17 protein-coding genes and 1 pseudogene are annotated in these 19256 nt (G+C 65.6%); 3 read left to right on the top strand and 15 right to left on the bottom strand.

Annotation, left to right across the window (positions count from 1 at the left end):
- From Mlute_RS09490 to Mlute_RS09430, 13 genes are all read right to left on the bottom strand, one after another.
- On the bottom strand, window positions 1–990 hold a 990-nt coding region (locus Mlute_RS09490; RefSeq protein WP_119360437.1), incomplete at its 3' end, for an aldehyde dehydrogenase family protein.
- 5 nt (window positions 991–995) lie between these two features.
- Complete coding sequence (locus Mlute_RS09485) at window positions 996–1766, bottom strand: glucose 1-dehydrogenase (RefSeq protein ID WP_119360434.1); 771 nt, start codon at window positions 1764–1766, stop codon at window positions 996–998.
- A gap of 61 nt (window positions 1767–1827) precedes the next feature.
- Window positions 1828–3201, bottom strand: a complete 1374-nt coding sequence (locus tag Mlute_RS09480) for a glutamine synthetase family protein (protein WP_119360433.1) — start codon at window positions 3199–3201, stop codon at window positions 1828–1830.
- A 31-nt stretch (window positions 3202–3232) separates the two neighbouring features.
- The gene (eat, locus tag Mlute_RS09475) at window positions 3233–4690 is read right to left on the bottom strand and encodes an ethanolamine permease (protein ID WP_119360432.1); all 1458 of its coding nucleotides are present in this window, start codon (window positions 4688–4690) and stop codon (window positions 3233–3235) included.
- Window positions 4691–4717: 27 nt separating this feature from the next.
- Window positions 4718–6169, bottom strand: coding sequence for an aminotransferase-like domain-containing protein (locus Mlute_RS09470; RefSeq protein ID WP_245958924.1), 1452 nt, complete (start codon window positions 6167–6169; stop codon window positions 4718–4720).
- A 135-nt stretch (window positions 6170–6304) separates the two neighbouring features.
- Window positions 6305–7741, bottom strand: coding sequence for a DUF5666 domain-containing protein (locus tag Mlute_RS09465; protein WP_147371060.1), 1437 nt, complete (start codon window positions 7739–7741; stop codon window positions 6305–6307).
- Between the two features lie 87 nt (window positions 7742–7828).
- A complete protein-coding gene (locus Mlute_RS15630) occupies window positions 7829–8476 on the bottom strand; it encodes a hypothetical protein (protein ID WP_182482522.1) in 648 nt (215 codons plus the stop codon).
- A complete protein-coding gene (locus Mlute_RS09455; RefSeq protein WP_147371059.1) occupies window positions 8469–9707 on the bottom strand; it encodes an ATP-binding protein in 1239 nt (412 codons plus the stop codon). Before Mlute_RS09455 ends, Mlute_RS15630 begins: the two co-directional genes overlap by 8 nt.
- Window positions 9694–10353, bottom strand: a complete 660-nt coding sequence (locus Mlute_RS09450) for a response regulator transcription factor (RefSeq protein ID WP_119360429.1) — start codon at window positions 10351–10353, stop codon at window positions 9694–9696. The genes Mlute_RS09455 and Mlute_RS09450 overlap by 14 nt, the downstream gene beginning before the upstream one ends.
- 12 nt (window positions 10354–10365) lie before the next feature.
- The gene (locus Mlute_RS09445; protein ID WP_119360428.1) at window positions 10366–10848 is read right to left on the bottom strand and encodes a heme-binding domain-containing protein; all 483 of its coding nucleotides are present in this window, start codon (window positions 10846–10848) and stop codon (window positions 10366–10368) included.
- Window positions 10849–10867: 19 nt separating this feature from the next.
- Window positions 10868–11191, bottom strand: coding sequence for a DUF5666 domain-containing protein (locus tag Mlute_RS09440; RefSeq protein ID WP_119360427.1), 324 nt, complete (start codon window positions 11189–11191; stop codon window positions 10868–10870).
- 90 nt (window positions 11192–11281) lie between these two features.
- Window positions 11282–13168: a ribosomal protection-like ABC-F family protein gene (gene abc-f / locus Mlute_RS09435; RefSeq protein ID WP_119360426.1), complete on the bottom strand. Its 1887-nt coding sequence runs from the start codon at window positions 13166–13168 to the stop codon at window positions 11282–11284.
- 34 nt (window positions 13169–13202) lie between these two features.
- Window positions 13203–13769 carry a glycerol-3-phosphate acyltransferase gene (locus tag Mlute_RS09430; RefSeq protein WP_119360425.1) on the bottom strand — a complete coding sequence of 189 codons (567 nt, stop codon included), beginning with the start codon at window positions 13767–13769 and terminating at the stop codon, window positions 13203–13205.
- Window positions 13770–13842: 73 nt separating this feature from the next.
- On the opposite strand from Mlute_RS09430, the gene Mlute_RS09425 reads away from it, so the two are divergent.
- Window positions 13843–15693 carry a S9 family peptidase gene (locus Mlute_RS09425; protein WP_119360424.1) on the top strand — a complete coding sequence of 617 codons (1851 nt, stop codon included), beginning with the start codon at window positions 13843–13845 and terminating at the stop codon, window positions 15691–15693.
- Here Mlute_RS09425 and galE read toward each other — a convergent pair.
- Window positions 15690–16694, bottom strand: a complete 1005-nt coding sequence (galE, locus tag Mlute_RS09420; protein ID WP_119360423.1) for a UDP-glucose 4-epimerase GalE — start codon at window positions 16692–16694, stop codon at window positions 15690–15692. The two genes, Mlute_RS09425 and galE, sit on opposite strands and share 4 nt — an antisense overlap.
- Before the next feature lie 29 nt (window positions 16695–16723).
- Here galE and Mlute_RS09415 point away from each other — a divergent pair, with 29 nt between their 5' ends.
- Both Mlute_RS09415 and Mlute_RS09410 read left to right on the top strand, forming a co-directional pair.
- Window positions 16724–17959: a CaiB/BaiF CoA transferase family protein gene (locus Mlute_RS09415; RefSeq protein ID WP_119360422.1), complete on the top strand. Its 1236-nt coding sequence runs from the start codon at window positions 16724–16726 to the stop codon at window positions 17957–17959.
- 6 nt (window positions 17960–17965) lie between these two features.
- Window positions 17966–18802: an amidohydrolase family protein gene (locus Mlute_RS09410; protein WP_220452072.1), complete on the top strand. Its 837-nt coding sequence runs from the start codon at window positions 17966–17968 to the stop codon at window positions 18800–18802.
- Window positions 18803–18807: 5 nt separating this feature from the next.
- Here the strand turns inward: Mlute_RS09410 and Mlute_RS09405 are convergent.
- A pseudogene (locus Mlute_RS09405) lies at window positions 18808–19140 on the bottom strand (sulfite exporter TauE/SafE family protein); the annotation flags it as partial.
- Window positions 19141–19256: the final 116 nt, after the last annotated feature.

The raw sequence follows: 19256 nt of genomic DNA, 5'->3' as shown, positions 1-19256 counted from the left end.
GGCCTGGGCCCCTTGGGCCAGGGCCTCGGCAATCTGGCCCCGCACAAACTCGGCGGCCTCGGTGCGCACCATGGGGCCTAAGGTGGTCTCGGGGTCTAAGGGGTTGCCCAGCTTGAGCTTGAGCGTCTCGGCCACAAAAGCCTCCACGAAGGGTTCGTAGAGAGCTTCGTGCACGTAGATACGCTCCACCCCGCAGCACGACTGGCCCGAGTTGAACATGGCCCCGTCCACCAGGTTCACCACGCTGTGCTCGAGGTCGGCATCGGAGCGCACGTAGGCCGGGTCTTTGCCGCCGAGCTCGAGGGCCACCCCTTTGAACTGCCCCGCCGCGGCCCGCTCCACCGCCCGCCCCCCGGCCACCGAGCCGGTAAAGGCCACGAAGGCCACCCGCGGGTCGGCGATGGCCTTTGCGGTCAGGTCGTGGTTCATGTGCAGGTACTGGAAGACCCCCTCGGGCAGCCCGGCCTCCTGGAAGGCCCAGGCGTAGCGCTCGGCCACCAGGGGGGTCTGGGCGGAGTGCTTGAGTACTACCGCATTTCCCGCCAGGAGGGCCGGCACAATGGTGTTGACCGAGGTCAGGTAGGGGTAGTTCCAGGGGGCCAGCACCAGCACCACGCCCAGTGGCTCGCGCCGGATGAAGCGGGTGAAGCCCGGAAGCGCCTCGGCCGGGATGTCCTGGAGGGCCACCGGGGCGATGCGGGCCATGTAGCGGGCCCGCTCGGCAAAGCCGCCGGTAATTTCCTTGGGGCTATAGCGGATGGGGCGGCCCATCTGCCAGGTGAGCTCTTCGGCCACCGCGCCAACTGCCCCTAGCATGACCTCTACCATGCGCTCCACGACGGCCAGCCGCTCCTCCAAAGGGGTCTGGGCCCAGGCTTTCTGAGCCTTGGCCGCCCGCGAGAGGGCCTGTTCCAGCGCCTCTGGCCCGGCCAGCTCGCGCTCCACATACACACGCCCGTCCACCGGGCTGATGGTTCTTTGTATCTGCATAACCTTCACTCCGGGGTGACGTAGGCCGCGGTGATGCCCCCGTCCACCAGCAAGGCCGCCCCGGTCATGAAGGAAGAGGCCGGGCTGGCCAGGAACAAAGCCGCCTGGGCAATCTCGCTGGCCTGGCCGAAGCGGCCCATGGGGATGTGCACCAGCCGGCGCTGGCGCTTTTCTGGGGTGTCTAGGTACTTCATCAAGAGTTCGGTCTGCAAGGGGCCGGGGCAGAGGGCATTGACCCGGATGTTCTCGCGGGCGTGGATCACCGCCAGCTCGCGGGTCATGGAGAGCACCGCTCCCTTGCTGGCGGTGTAGGCCAGTTGGGGGGTGGCCGCCCCCAGGAAGGCCACAAAGGACGCGGTGTTGATGACCACCCCACCCCCGGCCCGCCTTAGCGCGGGGATGCCGTACTTGCAGCCCAGGAAGACCCCCTTCACGTTCACCGCGAAGGTGAGGTCCCATACGGCCTCGCTGGTGTGGATGGCGTCGTCGTCCTCGGCGTGGGAGATACCGGCGTTGTTGAAAAGGATGTCGAGCCGTCCGAAAGCCCGCTCGGCCTCCGCTATCATCCGTTCGGCGTCGGCGGCCTTGGAGACGTCGGCCTGCACGAAGTGGGCCTGGCCCCCCGCGGCCCGGATGCGCTCGGCGGTTGCCTGGCCTTTTTCCGAGACGTCCACCGCCACCACCTTGGCCCCCTCGCGGGCAAAGAGCAGGGCCGCCTCGAGGCCAATCCCGCTCGCGGCCCCGGTGACGAGGGCCACCTTATCGGCTAGTTGCATGTATACCTCCAAAAGTTGTCGTGGGTCGGCCAACGATGGCTCGCCTGGTGCCACCCGTGATTCATATACGCTCGAAGTACCGCCTGCGCTCCCAGTCGGTTACGGCCCGGTTGAAGGCCTGCCACTCGGTGCGGAAGAAGTGGGTGTAGTGCTCGTGGGCGGCCTCGCCCAGCGCCTCTTTGGCAAAGGCGCTTTGTGCGAAGCCCTCCACCGCCTCGCCCAAGGTGTAGGGTACGCGGGGCAGGTGGCGGGCCTGGTAGATGTCGCCCTGGAAGATGGGGGGCGGGGTGAGGTTTCGCTCGAGGCCATCAAGCCCCGAGGCCAGGGCTGCGGCCAGGGCCAGGTAGGGGTTCAGATCGGCCCCGCCGATGCGGCACTCAATGCGCAGCGAGGGGCCGTGCCCCACCACGCGGAACCCGGCGGTGCGGTTGTCGTAGCTCCAAGCCAGCCGGGTGGGGGCCCAGGAGCCGTCCTCGTAGCGCTTGTACGAGTTCACCGTGGGGGCGTAAAAGGGCATCAGGTCGGGTACGTGGGCAATCCAGCCGGCCAGAAACTGTCCGAAGACCTTGGAGCCCTTCACCGGCCCGTAGCTCTCCTCACCGGCAAAGGCATTCTGCCCATCTTTCCAAAGCGATAGGTGGATGTGGCAGGAGGAGCCGGCCTGGCCGTGGTGGGGCTTGGCCATGAAGGTCACCGAGAGGCCCATGCTGTCGGCAATCTCCTTGAGGCACTGCTTGAAGATCGCATGCCGGTCGGCCATCTCCAGGGCCTCGGCGTAGCGCACATTGACCTCGTGCTGCCCCAGGCCCCACTCGCCCTTGGAGTTCTCCACCGGAATCCCCGAGGCCTTGAGGTGCCGCCGCACCGCAGCGGTGAAGGGCTCCTCGCGGGTGCCCTGGAGCAAGTGGTAGTCCTCCAGGTAGTAGCCGGCGGGCTCGAGCCCGGCGTAGCCCTGTTTGTGGGCCTCGGGGTAGGAAATCCGGTAGAGGTAGTACTCCAGCTCCGAGGCAGCCATCACCGTGTAGCCCAGGGCCTTAACCCGCTCGAGCTGCCGCTTTAGAAGCGTGCGGGGGGCCACCTCCACCAGGGCGTGGGTGCGCTCGTCCTCGAGGTCGCACAGCACGATGGCGCTCTTCTCGAGCCAGCTCGCAGGCCGCAGGGTGGAGAGGTCGGGCACCAGGTGGAAGTCGCCGTAGCCCAGCTCCCAGTTGGCAAAGCGGTAGCCCTGCACCGGCTCCATCTCCATGTCGGTGGTGAGCAGGTAGTCGCAGCCATGGGTGCCGTGCTCTGCCACCTGCTCCACAAAGAACTCGGCCTCGAAGCGCTTACCCATGAGCCGCCCATAGTGGTCGGGAAAAGCCACCAGCACGGTTTCTATCTCCCCCGCGCTTACTTTTTCCGCTAACCAGCCTAGCTTTTCGGCGCTCTGCGCCATTCGCACCTCCTGAGGGCCTCCTCGCTGGGCCCTAGCGAATCTCCCGCTGGGCCTCGGCGATGAGGGCGGCCTCCTCCTCGGGGGCCTGGGCCACCAGGCGGAAGCGGCTGTGGAACCAGTAATAGGCCATCATCAGCACCACGAAGACCGCCGTGCCCACCACCCCAGGCCGGTAGCTCTCCACCGCGAAGGTAGCACCCAGACACACCAGGGCCAGAATGGCCCCCACCCAGGCCCCCGGTACGCCCAGGGGGCTCTTGTAGGGCCGGGGCAGGTCGGGGCGGGTGCGGGCCAGGCGGATGTAGGCAAACATCACCATCGCGTAGGAAATGACCGCACCGAAGACCGCCATGTTAAGGAGGGCGGCCCCCACGCTATCCGAGAAGGTGCTGATCAGCACGCACATCAAGAAGCCCACCACCGCCCCCAGAATCAGGGCGTAGTGCGGGGTGTGGTAGCGGCTCACGATGGAAAGCCCGGTGGGTAGGTAGCCGGCCCGCGAAAGCGCGAAGATGAGCCGCCCGTAGGCGTATATGATGGCGTGGAAGCTGGCCACCAGGCCGGTAATGGCAATAAGGGTGAGGATGGTGGTGGTGGCTGCATCGCCGAAGACCGCCTTAAAGCCGAGCTCCAGCGGCGCGCTGGACTCGCCGACCTCCTTGGCCCCGGCCACGCCGGTGTTCAGGACGAGCGTCAGCACCGAAAGCACCAGGAGGGTGAGGATGCCCAGGATAAGGGCCCGGGGCATGTCCCGCACCACGTCGTGCGACTCCTCGGCGGCCAGGGGGAGCTGCTCAATGGCCAGGTAGAACCAGATGGCAAAGGGCAGGGCGGCAAAAACCCCGTACCAGCCAAAGGGGAGGAAGCTGCTGCCTCCCTCCGCGGGCGCGATGTTGAAGACCTTCTCCCAGCTAAAGGCCCCGGAAAAAGCCGCCGCCAGGTAGAAGAAGACCAGCACCCCCAGGGCCAGCAGGGTCACGATGAGCGAGACCCTGAGCGTGAGGGCCGTGCCCCGGATGTTGATGCCCACGAAGAGGGCGTAGAAGACCGCCCACCAGACCCAGGCCGGCACCCCCGGAATCAGGGCGTTCATGTAGCCCGCGATGCCCACCACGATCACCGCCGGGGTAATCACGTACTCAATGAGGTCGGTGACGCCGTTGAGGAAGGCCCAGTTGGGGCCGAATGCGTTGCGCGTAAAGGAGTAAAAGCCCCCGGCGTGGGGCAAAGCGGTCGAGAGCTCGGCGATGGAGAGCACCATGGTCACGTACATCACTGCCACCACGATGGTGGCCAGCAAAAGCCCGCCGAAGCCCCCTGCGGCCAGCCCAAAGTTCCAACCGAAGAAGTCGCCCGAGATGACGGCCCCCACTCCCAGGCCCCACAAAAGCACCCAGCCCGCGCTTTTGCGCAGGCGCCGTTTTTCCAGATAGGTGTTGTCTACATCTACGTAGTGCGCCCCACGCACCTGTTTGGGTCTATTCTCCATTCCCCAACCTCCAGGCTGTTTTTTCCCTCAAGCCGATGGAAACCGCGCCCGAATCAGTTGTGCCAACCCTTTCACCCCCTCCTCCAGTCCCTCGGCCCGCTCGGCCCCGAAACAGAGCCGGAAGTGCATGGTTTTGTCGGCCTGCACTAAGAAGGCCTCCCCGGGGGTGAGGGCCACCCCCTGGGCCAAGGCCTGGTGGTACAGCTCCAGGGTGGAGAAAAGCCGGGGCAGGCTCACCCAGCAGGAGAACCCCCCTTCGGGATGGCTCCAACGCACGCCATCGGGCATGTGGCGCTTCAGGGTCTGCAACAGCACATCCCGGCGCTTCTGGTAGATGGGGATGACCTGACGGAGGTGCTGCTTGAGCCCGCCCTGGCGGATGAACTGGGCCGTAGCCCGCTGCAAGAGGGGCGGGGGGCCGGTAATGTCGGAAACGTTGTGCAAGGTGGTGAAGCGCTCGAGCAGGGCCGGAGAGGCCACCAGATAGCCAATACGCAGCCCCGGCATCAGCACTTTGGAGAGGCTGGCCAGATGCACCACCCGAGCCTCCAGGCCCATCTTTTGCGCCAGGGCGAAAAGCGGAGTGGGCGGGGCCTTCTCGTAGCTCAGAAGGCCCAAGGTATCGTCCTCCACCAGGGTAAAGCCGTGGGTCTGGGCCAGCTCCAAAAGCCGCCAAAGCCGCTCTTCGCGGAAGCGCAGCCCGGTGGGGTTGTGGTAGCTGGGGATGGTGTAGTAAAAGCGCGGGCGGTGGCGCTTTAGAAGGGCCTCGAGCACCTCCAGCCGGGGGCCCTCCTCGTCCAGCGGCACCGGCAGGGGCTTGAGGCGGAACTGCTTGAGAATGCCCAAGAGGCCCAGGTAGGTGGGCTCCTCCAGCAACACCTCCTCGCCCGGCTCGGCCAGGGCCCGGCAGACCAGGGCCAGCCCCTGCAACCCCCCCACCGTGACCAGCACCTCGGCGGGGTCGGCCTGCACGCCGCGCTGCTCCAAAAGCCCACTGAGGGCCACCCTGAGCTCCGGCTCGCCCATCACCGAGCCGTAGCCGAAGACCTCCCGGGCCTGGAGGCGCAGGCCCTCTAGGCAGGCCCAGAAGGCCTCGTAGGGAAAGAGCTCGGGGTCGCCGGCGGCCAGGGCCAGGTTGTGCAGTACCCGGGCATTTTGCAGCCGGTGCAGGTCGGAGAGCACCGAGTCGGGCTCGAGACGCTCCCCAAAGCTGGGCTGGACGGTGGGCCGGGCCTGGGGGCTCACGAAGGTGCCCCGGCCCACCACCGACTCAATCAGCCCGTCGGCCTGGAGCTCGCGGTAGGCGTTGTGGATGGTGAGCCGGGTGGTGCCCACCTCGCGGGCCAGGGCCCGCACCGTGGGTAGCCGGGTGCCTGGGGGCAGCTCGCCGGTGGCGATGCGGGTGCGGAACTCCTCGGCGATATGGCGATACAAAGCCACATGTTTGCCCTGCCGCAGCCTGACCCGCACGCCCACCATGCCCTCCTTTGGATGGAGGGCATTATATGCACGGGGCTGAAGCCGGCGGAAGGTACAAGTTGGCCGATTGTGCTAGGACAATCCGCCACGAGAAAAACCGGCGCGGCCAAAAGCCGCGCCGGGTGAGGGTATGTCTTACTTTTTCTTGATTTCGACTTTGCTCGCCTCCAGGCCGCTGCTGGTCAAGAAGCCCTTAACCTCCACACGGGCCCCAGTGCGGTCGGTACCGAAGAAGTCTTCGGACGTCACCAGCCTGTCGTAAATCTCATAACGGGTGCTGGGGGTGACGCTGACCTGCACTCCATTGACCTGGAAGGTGCGGGCCGACACATTGAAGTGGGTGAGGGTGCCCTCGAGCTCGGCGGGGCGGTTCGGCATCGCAGTGTATCGCTTGGCCTCAATCTTGACTGCGTAGGCCTGGCCTGCACTGTTGGCGCGGTTGGAGTCGAACTTGACTTCTACCCAGTCGCCTGCCCGCAGGTCGCTAAACTGCCCTTGGGCATCGTGTAGCTTGACGAGGGTGTTCGCATCGGCCCAGAAGGTTTGGTTGCCAACCTGCAAGGTGAGGGCGGCAGTGTCCACGGCGCTCAGGGGGCCTTCAACCTCGCCGGTGTAGGAACCTGAGCCGCTGTGGCTGTACTTGACCTCCACCTCGTAGGCCATCAGCAGGCCGTTGCTCAGGCTGCCTTCTACCTTGACCCAGGCCCCCTCCCGCAGCGTGCCCTTGACCCGTGCGCCGGTGTAGTTCACCGTGTACTCCATGAGCCGGAAGGTCTGGGTGGTTTCGTCCAGGTTGGTCAGGGGGCCGCTCAGCTCGAGCTTGGTGCCCGGCTTGATCATCTCGTAAACCCGCACCTTGCTGGCGTGGATGGTGGAGCCGTTCCGGGTGCCCTTGATTTCAACCAGGGCCCCCTCGCCCAGGACACCCTGCACCAGAGCCGTAGCATAGTTCACGGTGTAGGTTCTGAGCCCGTAGCTAAAGGTGAAGGTGGTGGTGTTCAGGTCGCGCACCCGCACCCGCAGGGAGACCCGACTGTAGGCGGGGTCGGTGGACAGCATGGGCTTGCGCTCGATGCGGGTGGCCATAATGGTGTCGTTGTCCTGGGGAACCCCAGCCACCTTGACATAGTCTCCCGGTTGCAAGTCGGCCAGGGTCAGGCGGGTGTAGGTATCGTCGGGGTTTTCCTCGTAGAGGTAGGTCATAGCGTTGACCTGAACCTTGAGCCCCAGCACCTCGAGGCTGCCCTGGGTTGCATCTACCATGTCCACAACCCCACGCACCCGGTACTGCACCTCCACTTCCCGTAGACGTATGCGGTCTGCGGAGCGCTCGCCGCTTCCGCTGACCACCACCCCTGGTTGCAGGGCCTGGGATGTGGCCTCTTCCCCGTCCACAAGAACGCGGGCCGCGCTGGCGTCTACTGAAAGCGCCCCAAGGGTAAGCTGTCCCCCAGCCTGTCCCACCACCCCGCTCAGGCTCATGCTTTCGGCGGGGGTCTGTGCAGAGGGACTGCTGCATGCCGCCAGCAGAAGCAATCCTACGAAGGCCAGTAAACCTACTTTGCACCTCATCTTTTCACCTCCGCCAGGAAGGATATTCAGCGTTCATAACACACCCATAACGGAACAAGGCAACGCTTCTTAATCTGGCCTTTAGCTTTAGGGAAAACGTCGGGGAGCTTTCCAGGTCAGGCTGGGGCCCTGTAGCCGACCCTCAATCAGCCACCACCCCTGGCCTGCGTTGGGGGGCGGGGGCAGGGAAGGGGGCAGCGCCACCCAGCCCGCCGGGCCGGCGTAGGCCAGCAAGCGCACCTCCTGGCCGGGGGTTGCTTGGCGCAGCGCGAAGCGCCTGGTTGTGGCCCCATCAAAGGTGTACCAAGCCTCCACCCACTCCCCTGGAAAACCCAGGAGGTGGGCCGGCCCCCGGAAGTAGCTAAATTGGGCGGGTTGCAGGATTTCAAGGGTTTCAGCCACAAAGGTTCCTTCCTGCCACACGCCTTCGGCCCGTAGCCACATACCTGGGGCCAGGAAGCTGGCCCAAGGCGACTCGGTGGTGAGTTGACCCGCCCCAATCGCCACTGTTCCCTCGCGGGCCAGGCTGACCTCGGCGTAAAGGATGCGGTGTTTGGGCTCTTTTTCGTCTTTTTTATCCTTACTATCCTTGCTATCCTTGCTATCCTTGCTGTCTTTGTTCTTGTCTTTATCGTCTTTGTCTTTTTTATCTTTGTCCTTTCCATCTGCCCAGGCTAGGCTCGCCCATCCCAGCAGCCAACCCAATAGCCAGCGGCGGCTCACCAACCTAAACACCAAGACCTCCCGGCAATATCAGGGTTGCTTCCAGGCCGCCCTGGGGATGGTTGCGCAGCTCGAGCCGGCCCCCCATGTTTTCTACGGCCTGACGCACAAAGGCCAACCCCAGGCCCAGCCCTCCAGGCTGCCGGTGGGGGCGGTAGAAAGGCTCCCCTAGGCGGGCCAGGGCCTCCTCGGGTACCCCTGGGCCCTCGTCGCGCACCCGGAGGGTGGGGTGGGGGTTTTGGGAAAACTCGAGCCAGACCCTTCCGGGGCTGTACTTGAGCGCGTTGTCCAGCAGGTTCTGCACCGCCGCTTCAAATGCCTCTTGCGGTACCCTGAGGCGGGCAGGCTCGCTCCTGAAAACTACCCTTTTGCGAAACGCCTCGGGCAGGCGCCGGAGCAGGGCTTCCAGCACCTCGGGAAATTCCACCTCGGTGTAGCTATCCAACCCCCGGGCCAGGGCCAGCAGGCCGTTTAAGGTTTGTTCCATGCGCTCGAGGTTGCGGTCTAACACCGGGTGAAGGGCCTCGGAAGGTAAAGCCCCCGCCCGCACCGCTTCGGAAGTGGTCTTGATGGCCGCCAGAGGGTTGCGCAGTTCATGCGAAACATAGCGGGTAAAGCTGCGCTCCCGCTCCAGGGCGCGGCGTACCTTTATCACCATCTGGTTGAAGCTTTGGGTCAGGCGGGCCAGCTCATCCTGCCCCTGCACCGGCAAGGGCTCGGGAAAGCGGGCCTGGGCCAGGCTATGGGTGGCCTGCTCGAGCCGCAGAACGGGCTGCAGCAGGTAGAGGCGCAGACCCCAGGCCACCAGCACCGCAAGCCCCGCCGAGAAGAGCAGGGTAAGGCCACCGGTGCGCAGGTACTCTCCCAGGGCCCGGTTGTGCTCGTTTTGGTTTAGGGCGACCTCGAGCACATACCCATTAGATAGGGGCTGCCGGTGCGTCCACCAGTCTGGGTCTAGCTCGGGAAAGGGGCCGCCGCCTTCAAAGATAACCTGGTCTTGGCGCAGCAGGCGGAAGCGCCCGGCATATCCGGAGAAATTCGGAACTTTTTGTGGGTTTAGGGTGGGGATGGGCTGGTTCAAATCCAAAGCCTCCGTCACCAGCAGGGCATACTTCTGTAGGTCGGTGCGGAAGTCTTGGTCAAGCGAACGGCTAAAACTCCAGTAGCCCAGCCCCATCTGTAGTCCGGCCACCCCCAGGGCCAGGCACAGCAGCCCCAGCAGCAAACGGTCACGAAACCCCAAGGCGGTACCCCCCGGGTACGGTTACCACTATGTCCGGCCCGAGCTTGCTTCGGAGCCGGGCCACTCCCATCCGTACCGCATAAACCCCCGATGCAGCCTCGGGGAAAAACCTGAGCAAAAGCTCCTCTAGGGTAAAAACTTTCTCCGGGTGCAGGGCAAAGGCTTCCAGCAGGGCAAACTCCTGCTTGCTCAGGGCAACTTCCTGCCCATTCCAGTAGACCCGCCGGCTTATAAAATCTACCCGCAGCGGGCCACGTTCAAACTTGCCTCTTTTTACTTGGCTTTCGCGCCGCAGCAAGGCCCGCACCCGCGCCAAGAATTCGGGAATATCAAAGGGTTTGGTCAGGTAGTCGTCCCCTCCCAGATCCAAGCCTTCTACCCGGTCGTCTAGGGCATCGCGGGCGGTGAGGAAAAGGATGGGGTTCAGAAAGCCGCTTTCCCTAAGCTTGCGGGCCAGCTCAAATCCCGCGTTCTCTCCCTCGGGGAGCATGACATCCAGCACCAGCAAATCGGGCTCGGCTTCGGCCAGGAGGCGGTAGGCCTCCTCGAGGCAGGTAGCCCAACCTACTTCGTAGCGTTCCTGGCGCAGAAGGGCCGTCAGAGCCTGTCCTAGGTCGAGTTCGTCTTCTACCAGTAAGATGCGCATGAAGCCCCGATCTCAGCTACCGTGCTCCTCGTGTTCTTCCTTTTCGTACTCTTCGTCTTCACCACCAAAAGTGGCCCTAAGCCCAGCCAGAAAGGCCTGGAGCTCTTCACGGGTAAAACGGGCCTCAGGGTGCATAAGGGTATAAAGGCCGGGGGGCATATAGCCCTCCAGCACAGCCTCCACCACCTCTTCCCCTTCATTTTTTCTCCGCCCCCACTCCGAGACGTTCAGTTTCTCGCGGCCTTTTTCCACATCGTACTGCACCAGCCAGGAGATGGGGGCGATGTGGCTGTACCAGGGCCAACGGGTCTGGTTGCTGTGGCAGTCGCCGCAAGCGGCCATAAACATCTCGCGGGTTTTGGGGCTGTCCCAGGGGGGCTCAGCCAGCACCGGCGGGTTGCTGTGGTTGCGCCCGTAGGGCACCATCTGGATGGCAACCCCCACCAGGAGCGCTCCGAAGCCCAGGATAGCCAGAAAGCCTGTTGCCCAGCGCATTGACCCCACCCCATCTGCCCTAGCGGTATTTGAGCTCCACCTGGTAGACCACCCAGCGGCCCTGTTCCTGGCGGGCTTTGACCTCTACGTAGTCCCCTACCCTGGGCCGTCCGTACTTGTAAAAAACGTTGGCGGCCATAACGAATTGCTTACCGTTCACGGTAATCGTGCCGGCCTGAGGGTTGAACTGGGTCAGGCGGCCTTTCACCTCCAGGTACCCAGACCGCTTGTACTCCTCGTAACCATGACTATCGTCCCGGTAGCGGTCTGGGGAAGCCAGGGCCCCAAAGGAGAGAAGAACCAAGGTTGTGGCCAGAGTGATGCGCTTGAGTAGGTCGAACATAATCTCACCTCCGGAGCGGATTCTGCCAAGCTGGTATAACAAAACGCTAACAGCCAGCTTTTCGCGGTTCGCAAACCATACTTTGCGCCTCTAGGAACCCTCGAGCCCCTCCACCACCTCCGCCCAGCGGCTGTAGGCTTGCTCGAGCGCCGCTTCAAGCTGGCTTTGCTCTTGGGCGATCCGGGCGTACTCGCTGTGGTGCAGGCCCGGGGTGTTGGCCTTTGCCAAGACCGCCTGGATTTGGGCCTCGAGCTCGGCAATCTCGGCTTCCAGGCGCTCCTTCTCCCGCTCCAGGTGCCAGCGCCCCTTGGCTCTGGGGGGCCTCGGGTTCTGGGGTTCGACCCTGCTCACCGGGCGCTCGGGTCTACCGGGCACCCCCTCGGCCTGGCGGCGCTCGAGGTACTCGCTAGGCGGCCCCGGGTAGTCGGCCAACTGCCCCCCGTAGAGGTGCCAGGTGCGGGTGGCCAGCCGGTCGAGGAAGGCGAGGTCGTGCGAGACCAAGAGCAAGGTGCCGGGGTAGGCCAGTAGGGCTTGCTCGAGGGCCTCCACCGTTTCCAGGTCCAGGTGGTTGGTAGGCTCGTCCAGCACCAGCAGGCTCGCCTGCTGCAAGGAGAGCGAGAGCAGGGCCAGCCGGGCCCGCTCGCCCCCCGAGAGGTGCTTGACCTGCTTGAACTGCGCCTCGTAGGGGAACCTCCAGGCTCCCAGCGCGGCGTGGGCTTTCTCACCTAGCATCCGGTAAAGCGTCTCGAACAGGGTGAGTTCGGGGTCGAAACCCGATAGCTTCTGGTCGTAATAACCTATCCGCACCCCCGGGCCCACCCTGACCCGCCCCGCCGGGTGGTCGGAGGGCAAGAGCCCCAGGAGCACCCGGAGCAAGGTGGTCTTGCCCGCCCCGTTGGGGCCGATGATGGCGATGCGCTCCCCCCTTCGCACCAGTAGATGGGGGATGTAAAAGAGCCTGCGTTCCCCCAGGGTTTTCTGCAGCTCCCAGCCCTCCAGCACCCGCTCAGCGGTGGCCGGCCTCTCCAGCGGGAAGCGCATCCGCACTGCGGGTTCTTCCGCTTCGGGGGCCTTTGCTGCCTCCTGTAGGTGCCGCTCTATGCGGGCTTCCAGGCTGTGGAGCCGCCTGGCGTGTTTGGCGCTGCTATGGGCCCAGCGCTGGGCCTGCTCCAGGATGCCCTCGCGCCGCTCTTTTTCTTTGAGCCAGCCCGCATATTCGCGGGCTTCCTGTTCTTCCTGTAGCGCCCGCTCACGGCGAAAAGCTGTGTAATTCCCTTCGTAAAGCTTGAGGCTCCCCCTGCGCAACCAGGCCACGCGCTCCGTGACCTGGTCGAGAAACTGCCGGTCGTGCGAGACCACCACCACCGCTCCTCCGTAGGCCTGCAAAAAATTCACCAGCCAGTTCACCATCCCCAGGTCCAGGTGGTTGGTGGGCTCGTCCAGGAGCAAGGCGTCGGCTCCCGAGAGGAGCAGCGCCCCCAGAGCCAGCCGCCGGGCCTCCCCCCCGGAGAGCACTGCGGCCTTTTCCCCTTCCCGCCCCTCGAGCCGCAGCCCCTTCAGCACGGCCTCGTAGCGCGAACGCTGTTGATAACCCCCAATGGCCTCGTAGCGCTCATGTAGCGCCTCCCAGCGCTGGTAGACCCCGGGGTCGGCCAGGTGGGCTTCCAGCCAGGCCAGCTCGGCTTCCATGGCCTGTATCCGGGCAAACCCACGCTTGAGGACGCTTTCTACGGTATCGTTGGGGCCGTACTGGGGGTCTTGGGGCAGCAGCTCCAGGTGCACCCCCTCTGCGCGCTGGATGCGACCCGCGGTGGGCTCCAGTTCCCCGGCTAAAAGCCGCAGCAGGCTGGTCTTACCCGCGCCGTTGGCCCCTACCAGGGCCAGCCGGTCGCCGTGGCGTAGCTCCAGGCTTACCCCCCGCAGGAGCTCGCGTCCCCCCAGGGTAAGCTCGAGGTCCTCTGCCAGAACAATCCGCATGAGGGCCAGTCTAATCCAACAGCCGGCCGAGGCCTCAGAGCTTTCGGGCGATGCGCAACCCCCGGACCGCCACCAGCGAAGTGGCCAGCAGAAGCGCCCAGAAGCCCCCTCCGGTGGGCCAGAGGGCCCAAAGGGCGTACAGGTAGCCTACCGCCGCCCCTACCGGAATGGGGTACCAGCTTTGGCGGTGGTTTCGCCAGTATAGGAGCCAGTACAGGCCCGCCGCCCCCAGCCCTAGGGCCACCGCCGGCAGGGCCAGGGCGGGGTACAAAAAGACGAAGAAGCCCAGCGTGGGGGCAATTCCGCCCCCCCCACGGAAGCCGAAGAAGACCGGCCAGTTGTGGCCGGCCACCACCGCTGCGCCCACCAGGGGTAGCCCCCAGGGGGCTTGGGTGAAGGTGCTCAGGTAGGCCGCCAGGGCTCCTTTCAAGATGTCCCCTAGGGCCACTGCCAGCCCCCAGCCCGCTCCGAGCTGGCGGAAGACCCCGCTGGCCCCTGGCGTGTCCCGCTCGGCCAGGTTGACCCCCCTAAGCCGTCCCGCTATCTGCCCGAAGGAAAGCGAGCCCAGCAAGTAGGCGCCCAGAACCCAGAGCCCGTCCATACTGCTATGGTACCCGAAGGGCCTCGTCGGACCCCGGTATTCGGCTGACCTGCGGGTCAGGTAAAGTGGAGGGGTGGAAACATCTTTACTCTACCAGCTTCGCTTCCTCTCCGAGCTGACTGAAGGCCCTGGGGGACAGCCCCTTTTTGTCTACACCGATATTGAGCGGCCTGAAAAGGACCCTCCCCGTTACCGCACCCGGCTGGCCACCTGGGCAGGGGGGCTGCGGTTTCTCACCCAGGGCGAGGCCAAAAGCCCCTTTGGGCAGGGAGAGTACGTCTACTTCCTGCGCAAGGTGGACCGGGCTTCCCAGCTCTTTCGGCTGCCCCCCTTGGGAGAGCCGGAGCAGCTTACCGCGCTCAAGGGTGGGGTAGAAGCCTATCGGGTAAGCCCCGATGGCCGGAGGGTGGCCCTCCTCACCCGGGGCAACGCCGAACCCCCGAAGCCCGACGAGCCTCGGGTCTACGAGACCTGGCCGGTAAAGTTTGACGCCCGGGGCCTTTTGCCCAGCGTGCCTCGGGCGCTTTGGCTGTGGGAAGAGGGGGAGGTCCGGCCCCTAGTGGAGCTTCCTCAGGACATTGAGGAGGTGGTCTGGAGCCCGGACGGTGCTGGACTTTACTTCACCTCCTACGCCTCGGCAGAGGAGCGGTGGGCCTGGAAACAGCGGCTTTACGCGGCGGGGCTTTCAGGGGAGGTGCGGGAGGTGTTGGGCGGGGTGGGGCCCATCCTGGGCCTGGAGCCCACCCCGGAAGGGGGCCTGTTCTACCTGGCCCATGCCTGGGAGCACCGAGGGGGCACTGAGCACAGGCTCTACTACCGCACCCCAGAAGGCGAGGTACGCCTTTTGGCCGAGGGGTCGTTCCTCAACACCCTCAACGCCGATGTGCGGATGGGGGCCGGGGTGCAGACGCCTAGGCTAGGGCCGGACGGCCGGGTGTATGCGGTGGTAACCCACCAGGGCACGGCCCGGCTTTTGGCCGTGACGCTGGGGGGCGAGCAGGAGTTCGTCACCCCTCCTGAACAGAGCGTGCTGGGCTATGCCTTCTGCGGCGGTGGGCTTTACACCCTGGTTGAGGACTTTACCCACGGGGCGCGGCTTTTCCGTGAAGGAACGCTACTTTACGACCCCAACGCGGAAGTGTTGCCTGAGCTGCCCCGCCCGCTCCGGGTGGCCTATCCCGCCCCAGAGGGGCACACGGTGGAGGGCTTCGTGCTGCTTCCCGAGGGGCCAGGCCCCCACCCGGTGGTCCTCTACATCCACGGTGGCCCTCACACCGCTTTTGGCAACGCCTTGATGCTGCAGCTTCAGTTTTTCCGGGCCCACGGCTTTGCGGTGGCCTACTGCAACCCCCGGGGCTCCACCGGGTATGGCCAGGCCTACGCCGCCTTGGGGGGGCGCTGGGGCGAGGTGGACGAGGCCGACCTTATGGGCTTCCTGGACCACGTGCTGGCCCGCTTTCCTCTGGACGCGGAGCGGGTGGCGGTAGCCGGAGGGTCGTATGGGGGGTACATGACCAACTGGCTCACCGCGCGGTACCCTGAGCGCTTTAGGGCTGCGGTGACCGACCGCAGCATCTGCAACTGGCTGAGCTTCTACGGGGCTTCGGACATCGGGCCGCGCTTCACCCACCTGGAGCTGGGGGCCAGCCCCTGGGAGAACCCCCAGGTGCTCTGGCAGAAGAGCCCGCTTTCCCTGGTGCACCAGGTCAGGACGCCGACCCTGGTGGTCCACTCCGAGCAGGACCACCGCTGCCCCATAGACCAAGGGGAAACCTGGTACACCCTGCTCCTGCACAGGAAGGTGCCCACCCGGTTCTTCCGGGTGCCCGAGGAGGGGCACGAACTCAGCCGCTCGGGGCGGCCCGACCGCCGGGTGGCCCGGATAGAGGCCTACCTCGAGTGGTTCCGCGAACACCTGGCCTAGGGGTAGCCCAGGACCTCCCTGCGCTTTTTGCCCCAGGCCAGGGCGCTGGCGATGCCCTCCTCAATGGGCCGTTCGGCCCTCCAACCGAGCAGCTCCCAGGCCCGTTCGGCGCTGGCGTAGGCCCCCGCCACATCCCCTGGGCGGGGCGGGGCCTCACGCTTAGGGATGGGCCGCCCGTAGACCCGCTCAAAGGCGGCCAGCAGCTCCTTCACCGTGACCCCCCGGCCCGTGCCCAGGTTGATGGCCACGTAGGGGCGGCCGGCCCTGGCCAGCACCTCGTCAAAGCGCTCCACCGCTCGCAGGTGGGCCAGGGCCAGGTCCCAGACGTGGATGTAGTCGCGGATGCCCGAGCCGTCCCGGGTGGGCCAGTCTACCCCAGTGATGACGAACTCGCTCAGCTTGCCCAGCGCCACGTCCACCATCCTTCCTAAGACGTGGCTGGGCTCGCGCACGTGGATGCCGGTGCGCAGCTTGGGGTCGGCCCCGATGGGGTTGAAGTAGCGCAAGGCGATGGCCCGCAGCCGGGTGGCCTGGGCCAGGTCTTGCAGCACCTGCTCCATCATGTGCTTGGTTCGGGCGTAGGGGGAGGCCGGGGCCAGGGGGGCCTCCTCGGTGACCTTAAACCCCGGAACCGCTGCGTAGATGGAGGCCGAGGAGCTGAAGACCACCCGGTGGTAGCCTAGCTCCTCCAGGGTTTTGAACAGCTCGAGGCTCTTGCAGACGTTCTCGTGGTAGTAGAGGTAGGGCTTCTCCACCGACTCGGGCACCACCACCAGGGCCGCACAGTGGATGGTGCTGTGGATGTCGGGATGCTCCTGGAAGATGCGCTCCAGCAACCCTCGGTCGGCGATGTCCCCTTCGTAGAAGACCTTTCCTTGGGTGAAGGCCCGCGGTCCGCTGACCAGGGAGTCCAGCAGAATGGGGGTGTGGCCGTGGTCAAGGAGGGCGTTGGCGATGGTGCTGCCGATGTAGCCGGCCCCTCCGGTAACGAGTACCTTCATGGGCCTGATTCTAAGGTAGTATCGGAGGCATGGGTGCGTTGGAAGGGCTGAGGGTTCTCGATCTTTCCCGTGTGCTGGCCGGGCCTTTTTGCACCCAGATGCTGGCCGACCTGGGCGCCGAGGTCTGGAAGGTAGAACCACCCAGAGGGGATGATACCCGGGCCTGGGGTCCGCCCTTTTTGGGGGAGGAGGGGCTGGCCGCTCGGGGTGAGAGCGCCTACTACCTCTCCTGCAACCGCGGTAAGAAGAGCCTGGTGGTGAATCTTAAGGACCCAAAGGGCCAGGAGATTGTGCGGGAGCTGGCCTGCAGGGCGGATGTGCTGGTGGAGAATTTCAAAACCGGCGACCTGGCCCGCTACGGGCTGGACTACCCCTCCCTGGCCCGGATCAACCCGGGGTTGGTCTATCTCTCCATCACCGGCTATGGGCACACCGGCCCCCGGGCGGCCGAGCCTGGCTACGATGTGGCGGTCCAGGGCCTTTGCGGCATCATGTCGGTGACGGGGGCCCCGGAGGGGCCGCCCATGCGGGTGCCGGTGGCCTGGGTGGACCTGATGACCGGGATGCAGGGAGCCATCGCGGTTCTGGCCGCGCTGCAGGAGCGCACGCGGAGTGGGCAGGGCCAGCACATTGACCTGGCCCTGTTTGACGTGGGCCTTGCAGCCATGGTCAACCTGGCCCAAAGCTACCTCGCCACCGGCGAGCTGCCGCCGCGGCTGGGCAACGGCCACCCCCAGATTGTGCCCTATGGGGCCTTTGAGGCCGCAGATGGCTGGTTTATGCTGACCATTGGCAACGACGAGCAGTACCGCCGGGCCTGCCAGGTGATGGGGCGGATGGAGCTGTGGGAGGACCCCCGCTTCCAGACCAACGCGGGCCGGGTGCAGCACCGAGCAGAGCTGCTGCCCAGGCTCGAGGCCCTCTTCCGCACCCGCCCCAGACAGGCGTGGCTCGAGCGTTTCAAGGAGGCCGGGGTCCCGGCCACCCCGGTTAACAACCTGGCCGAGGCCCTGGCCGAACCCCAGGTGGCGGCCCGGGGGATGGTGCAGCAGGTGCATCACCCCCGGTTGGGCCCGCTCTCCCTGTTGGGCTCGCCCCTGGCCCACCTCTCGCGTACCCCGGCCCAGGTGCGGGCCCATCCCCCTATGCTGGGGGAGCACACCGAGGAGGTGCTCTGCGGGGTGCTAGGGATGAGCGGGAAAGAGCTGGAGGCCCTTGAGGCCGCGGGAGTTGTGGCTACCCTGCGTGCGGCCGCTGAGCTGTGAGGAGGAATGATGGTCGTAGACGCCCACCAGCACTTTCTCTTTCCCAGCCGGGTCCACTACCCTTGGATGGAGGACCCCACGTTGGCTCCCCTGCGCCGCGACTTCACCCCAGACGACCTACGGCCCCTGCTCGAGGCCTGCGGTGTAGAGCGCACCGTCTTGGTCCAGACCCGCAGCAGCCTCGAGGAGACCCGTGAGCTTCTCCGCATCGCTGCCGAGAGCGGGTTTGTGGCCGGAGTGGTGGGCTGGGTAGACCTGCGCGACCCGGGGGTAGGCCGGGTGCTGGATGAGCTGATGGCCCTGCCGGAGGGCCGCTACCTGGTGGGCCTCCGGCACCAAGTCCACGATGAGCCCGACCCAGACTGGCTGCTGCTCCCCGAGGTTCAGCGGGGCCTGGCAGCGGTGGCCGAGCGGGGGCTGGTTTACGACCTGCTGGTGCGCACCCGGGAGCTTCCTGCCGCTTTGGCCACGGTGCGGCGTTTCCCCGAGCTGCGCTTCGTGCTGGACCACCTGGCCAAGCCCAACATCGCCCGGGGGCAGTGGGAGGACTGGCTCGAGCGGCTGGAGCCGCTGGCTGAGCAGCCTAACCTTTGGGTCAAGCTCTCCGGCCTGGTCACCGAGGCCGACTGGAGGCGTTGGAAGCCCGAGGACCTGGCCCCTTACATCCACAAGGCCCTAGAGCTGTTCGGCCCGGCGCGCTGCATGTTCGGCAGCGACTGGCCGGTCTGCACCCTGGCGGCGGAGTATCCGCAGGTGAAGGAGGCCCTCGAGCAGGCCCTCCCCAGCCCTGACCCTAGGATTATGGGGGAGAATGCGGTTCGCGTGTATCGCCTCCCTGCCTGAAAGCCTCAGCCGTGCAGGGCCTTGGGCAGGTTTTGCCAGAGGATGAAGACCCCCATCGCCACCAGGAATCCCGCGAACCCCCGCCGCAGGGTGAGCTGGGGGATGGAAGCGGCCAGGCGGCCCCCGAAAAGGCTGCCCAAAACCCCCAGCGCCGAGAAGAGCAGGACAATGTCCCAGTGAATGGCGTACCCTTGCTCGGGGAGCAGGTGCAGGTACTTGTAGAAGCCGCTGGCCGACTTCATGGCCACGATGAGGAGGCTGGTCCCCACCGCTAGGTGCATGGTCAGCCCACCCAGCAGGACCAACGCCGGGACTATCAAGAACCCCCCGCCACCCCCAGCACGAGCACCATCAGGGCCAGTATTGCGTCTAAAATCGTAAAAGCCATCGCTACCTCCTCAGCAAGGAGGTTCTCTCAGTTTCGGGTCGGGTGGATGCCTAGCTCATCTACAAA

It is taken from the genome of Meiothermus luteus, assembly GCF_003574085.1.
Classification (GTDB): Bacteria; Deinococcota; Deinococci; order Deinococcales; family Thermaceae; genus Meiothermus; species Meiothermus luteus.
This window is presented reverse-complemented; position numbering and strand designations above follow the sequence as displayed.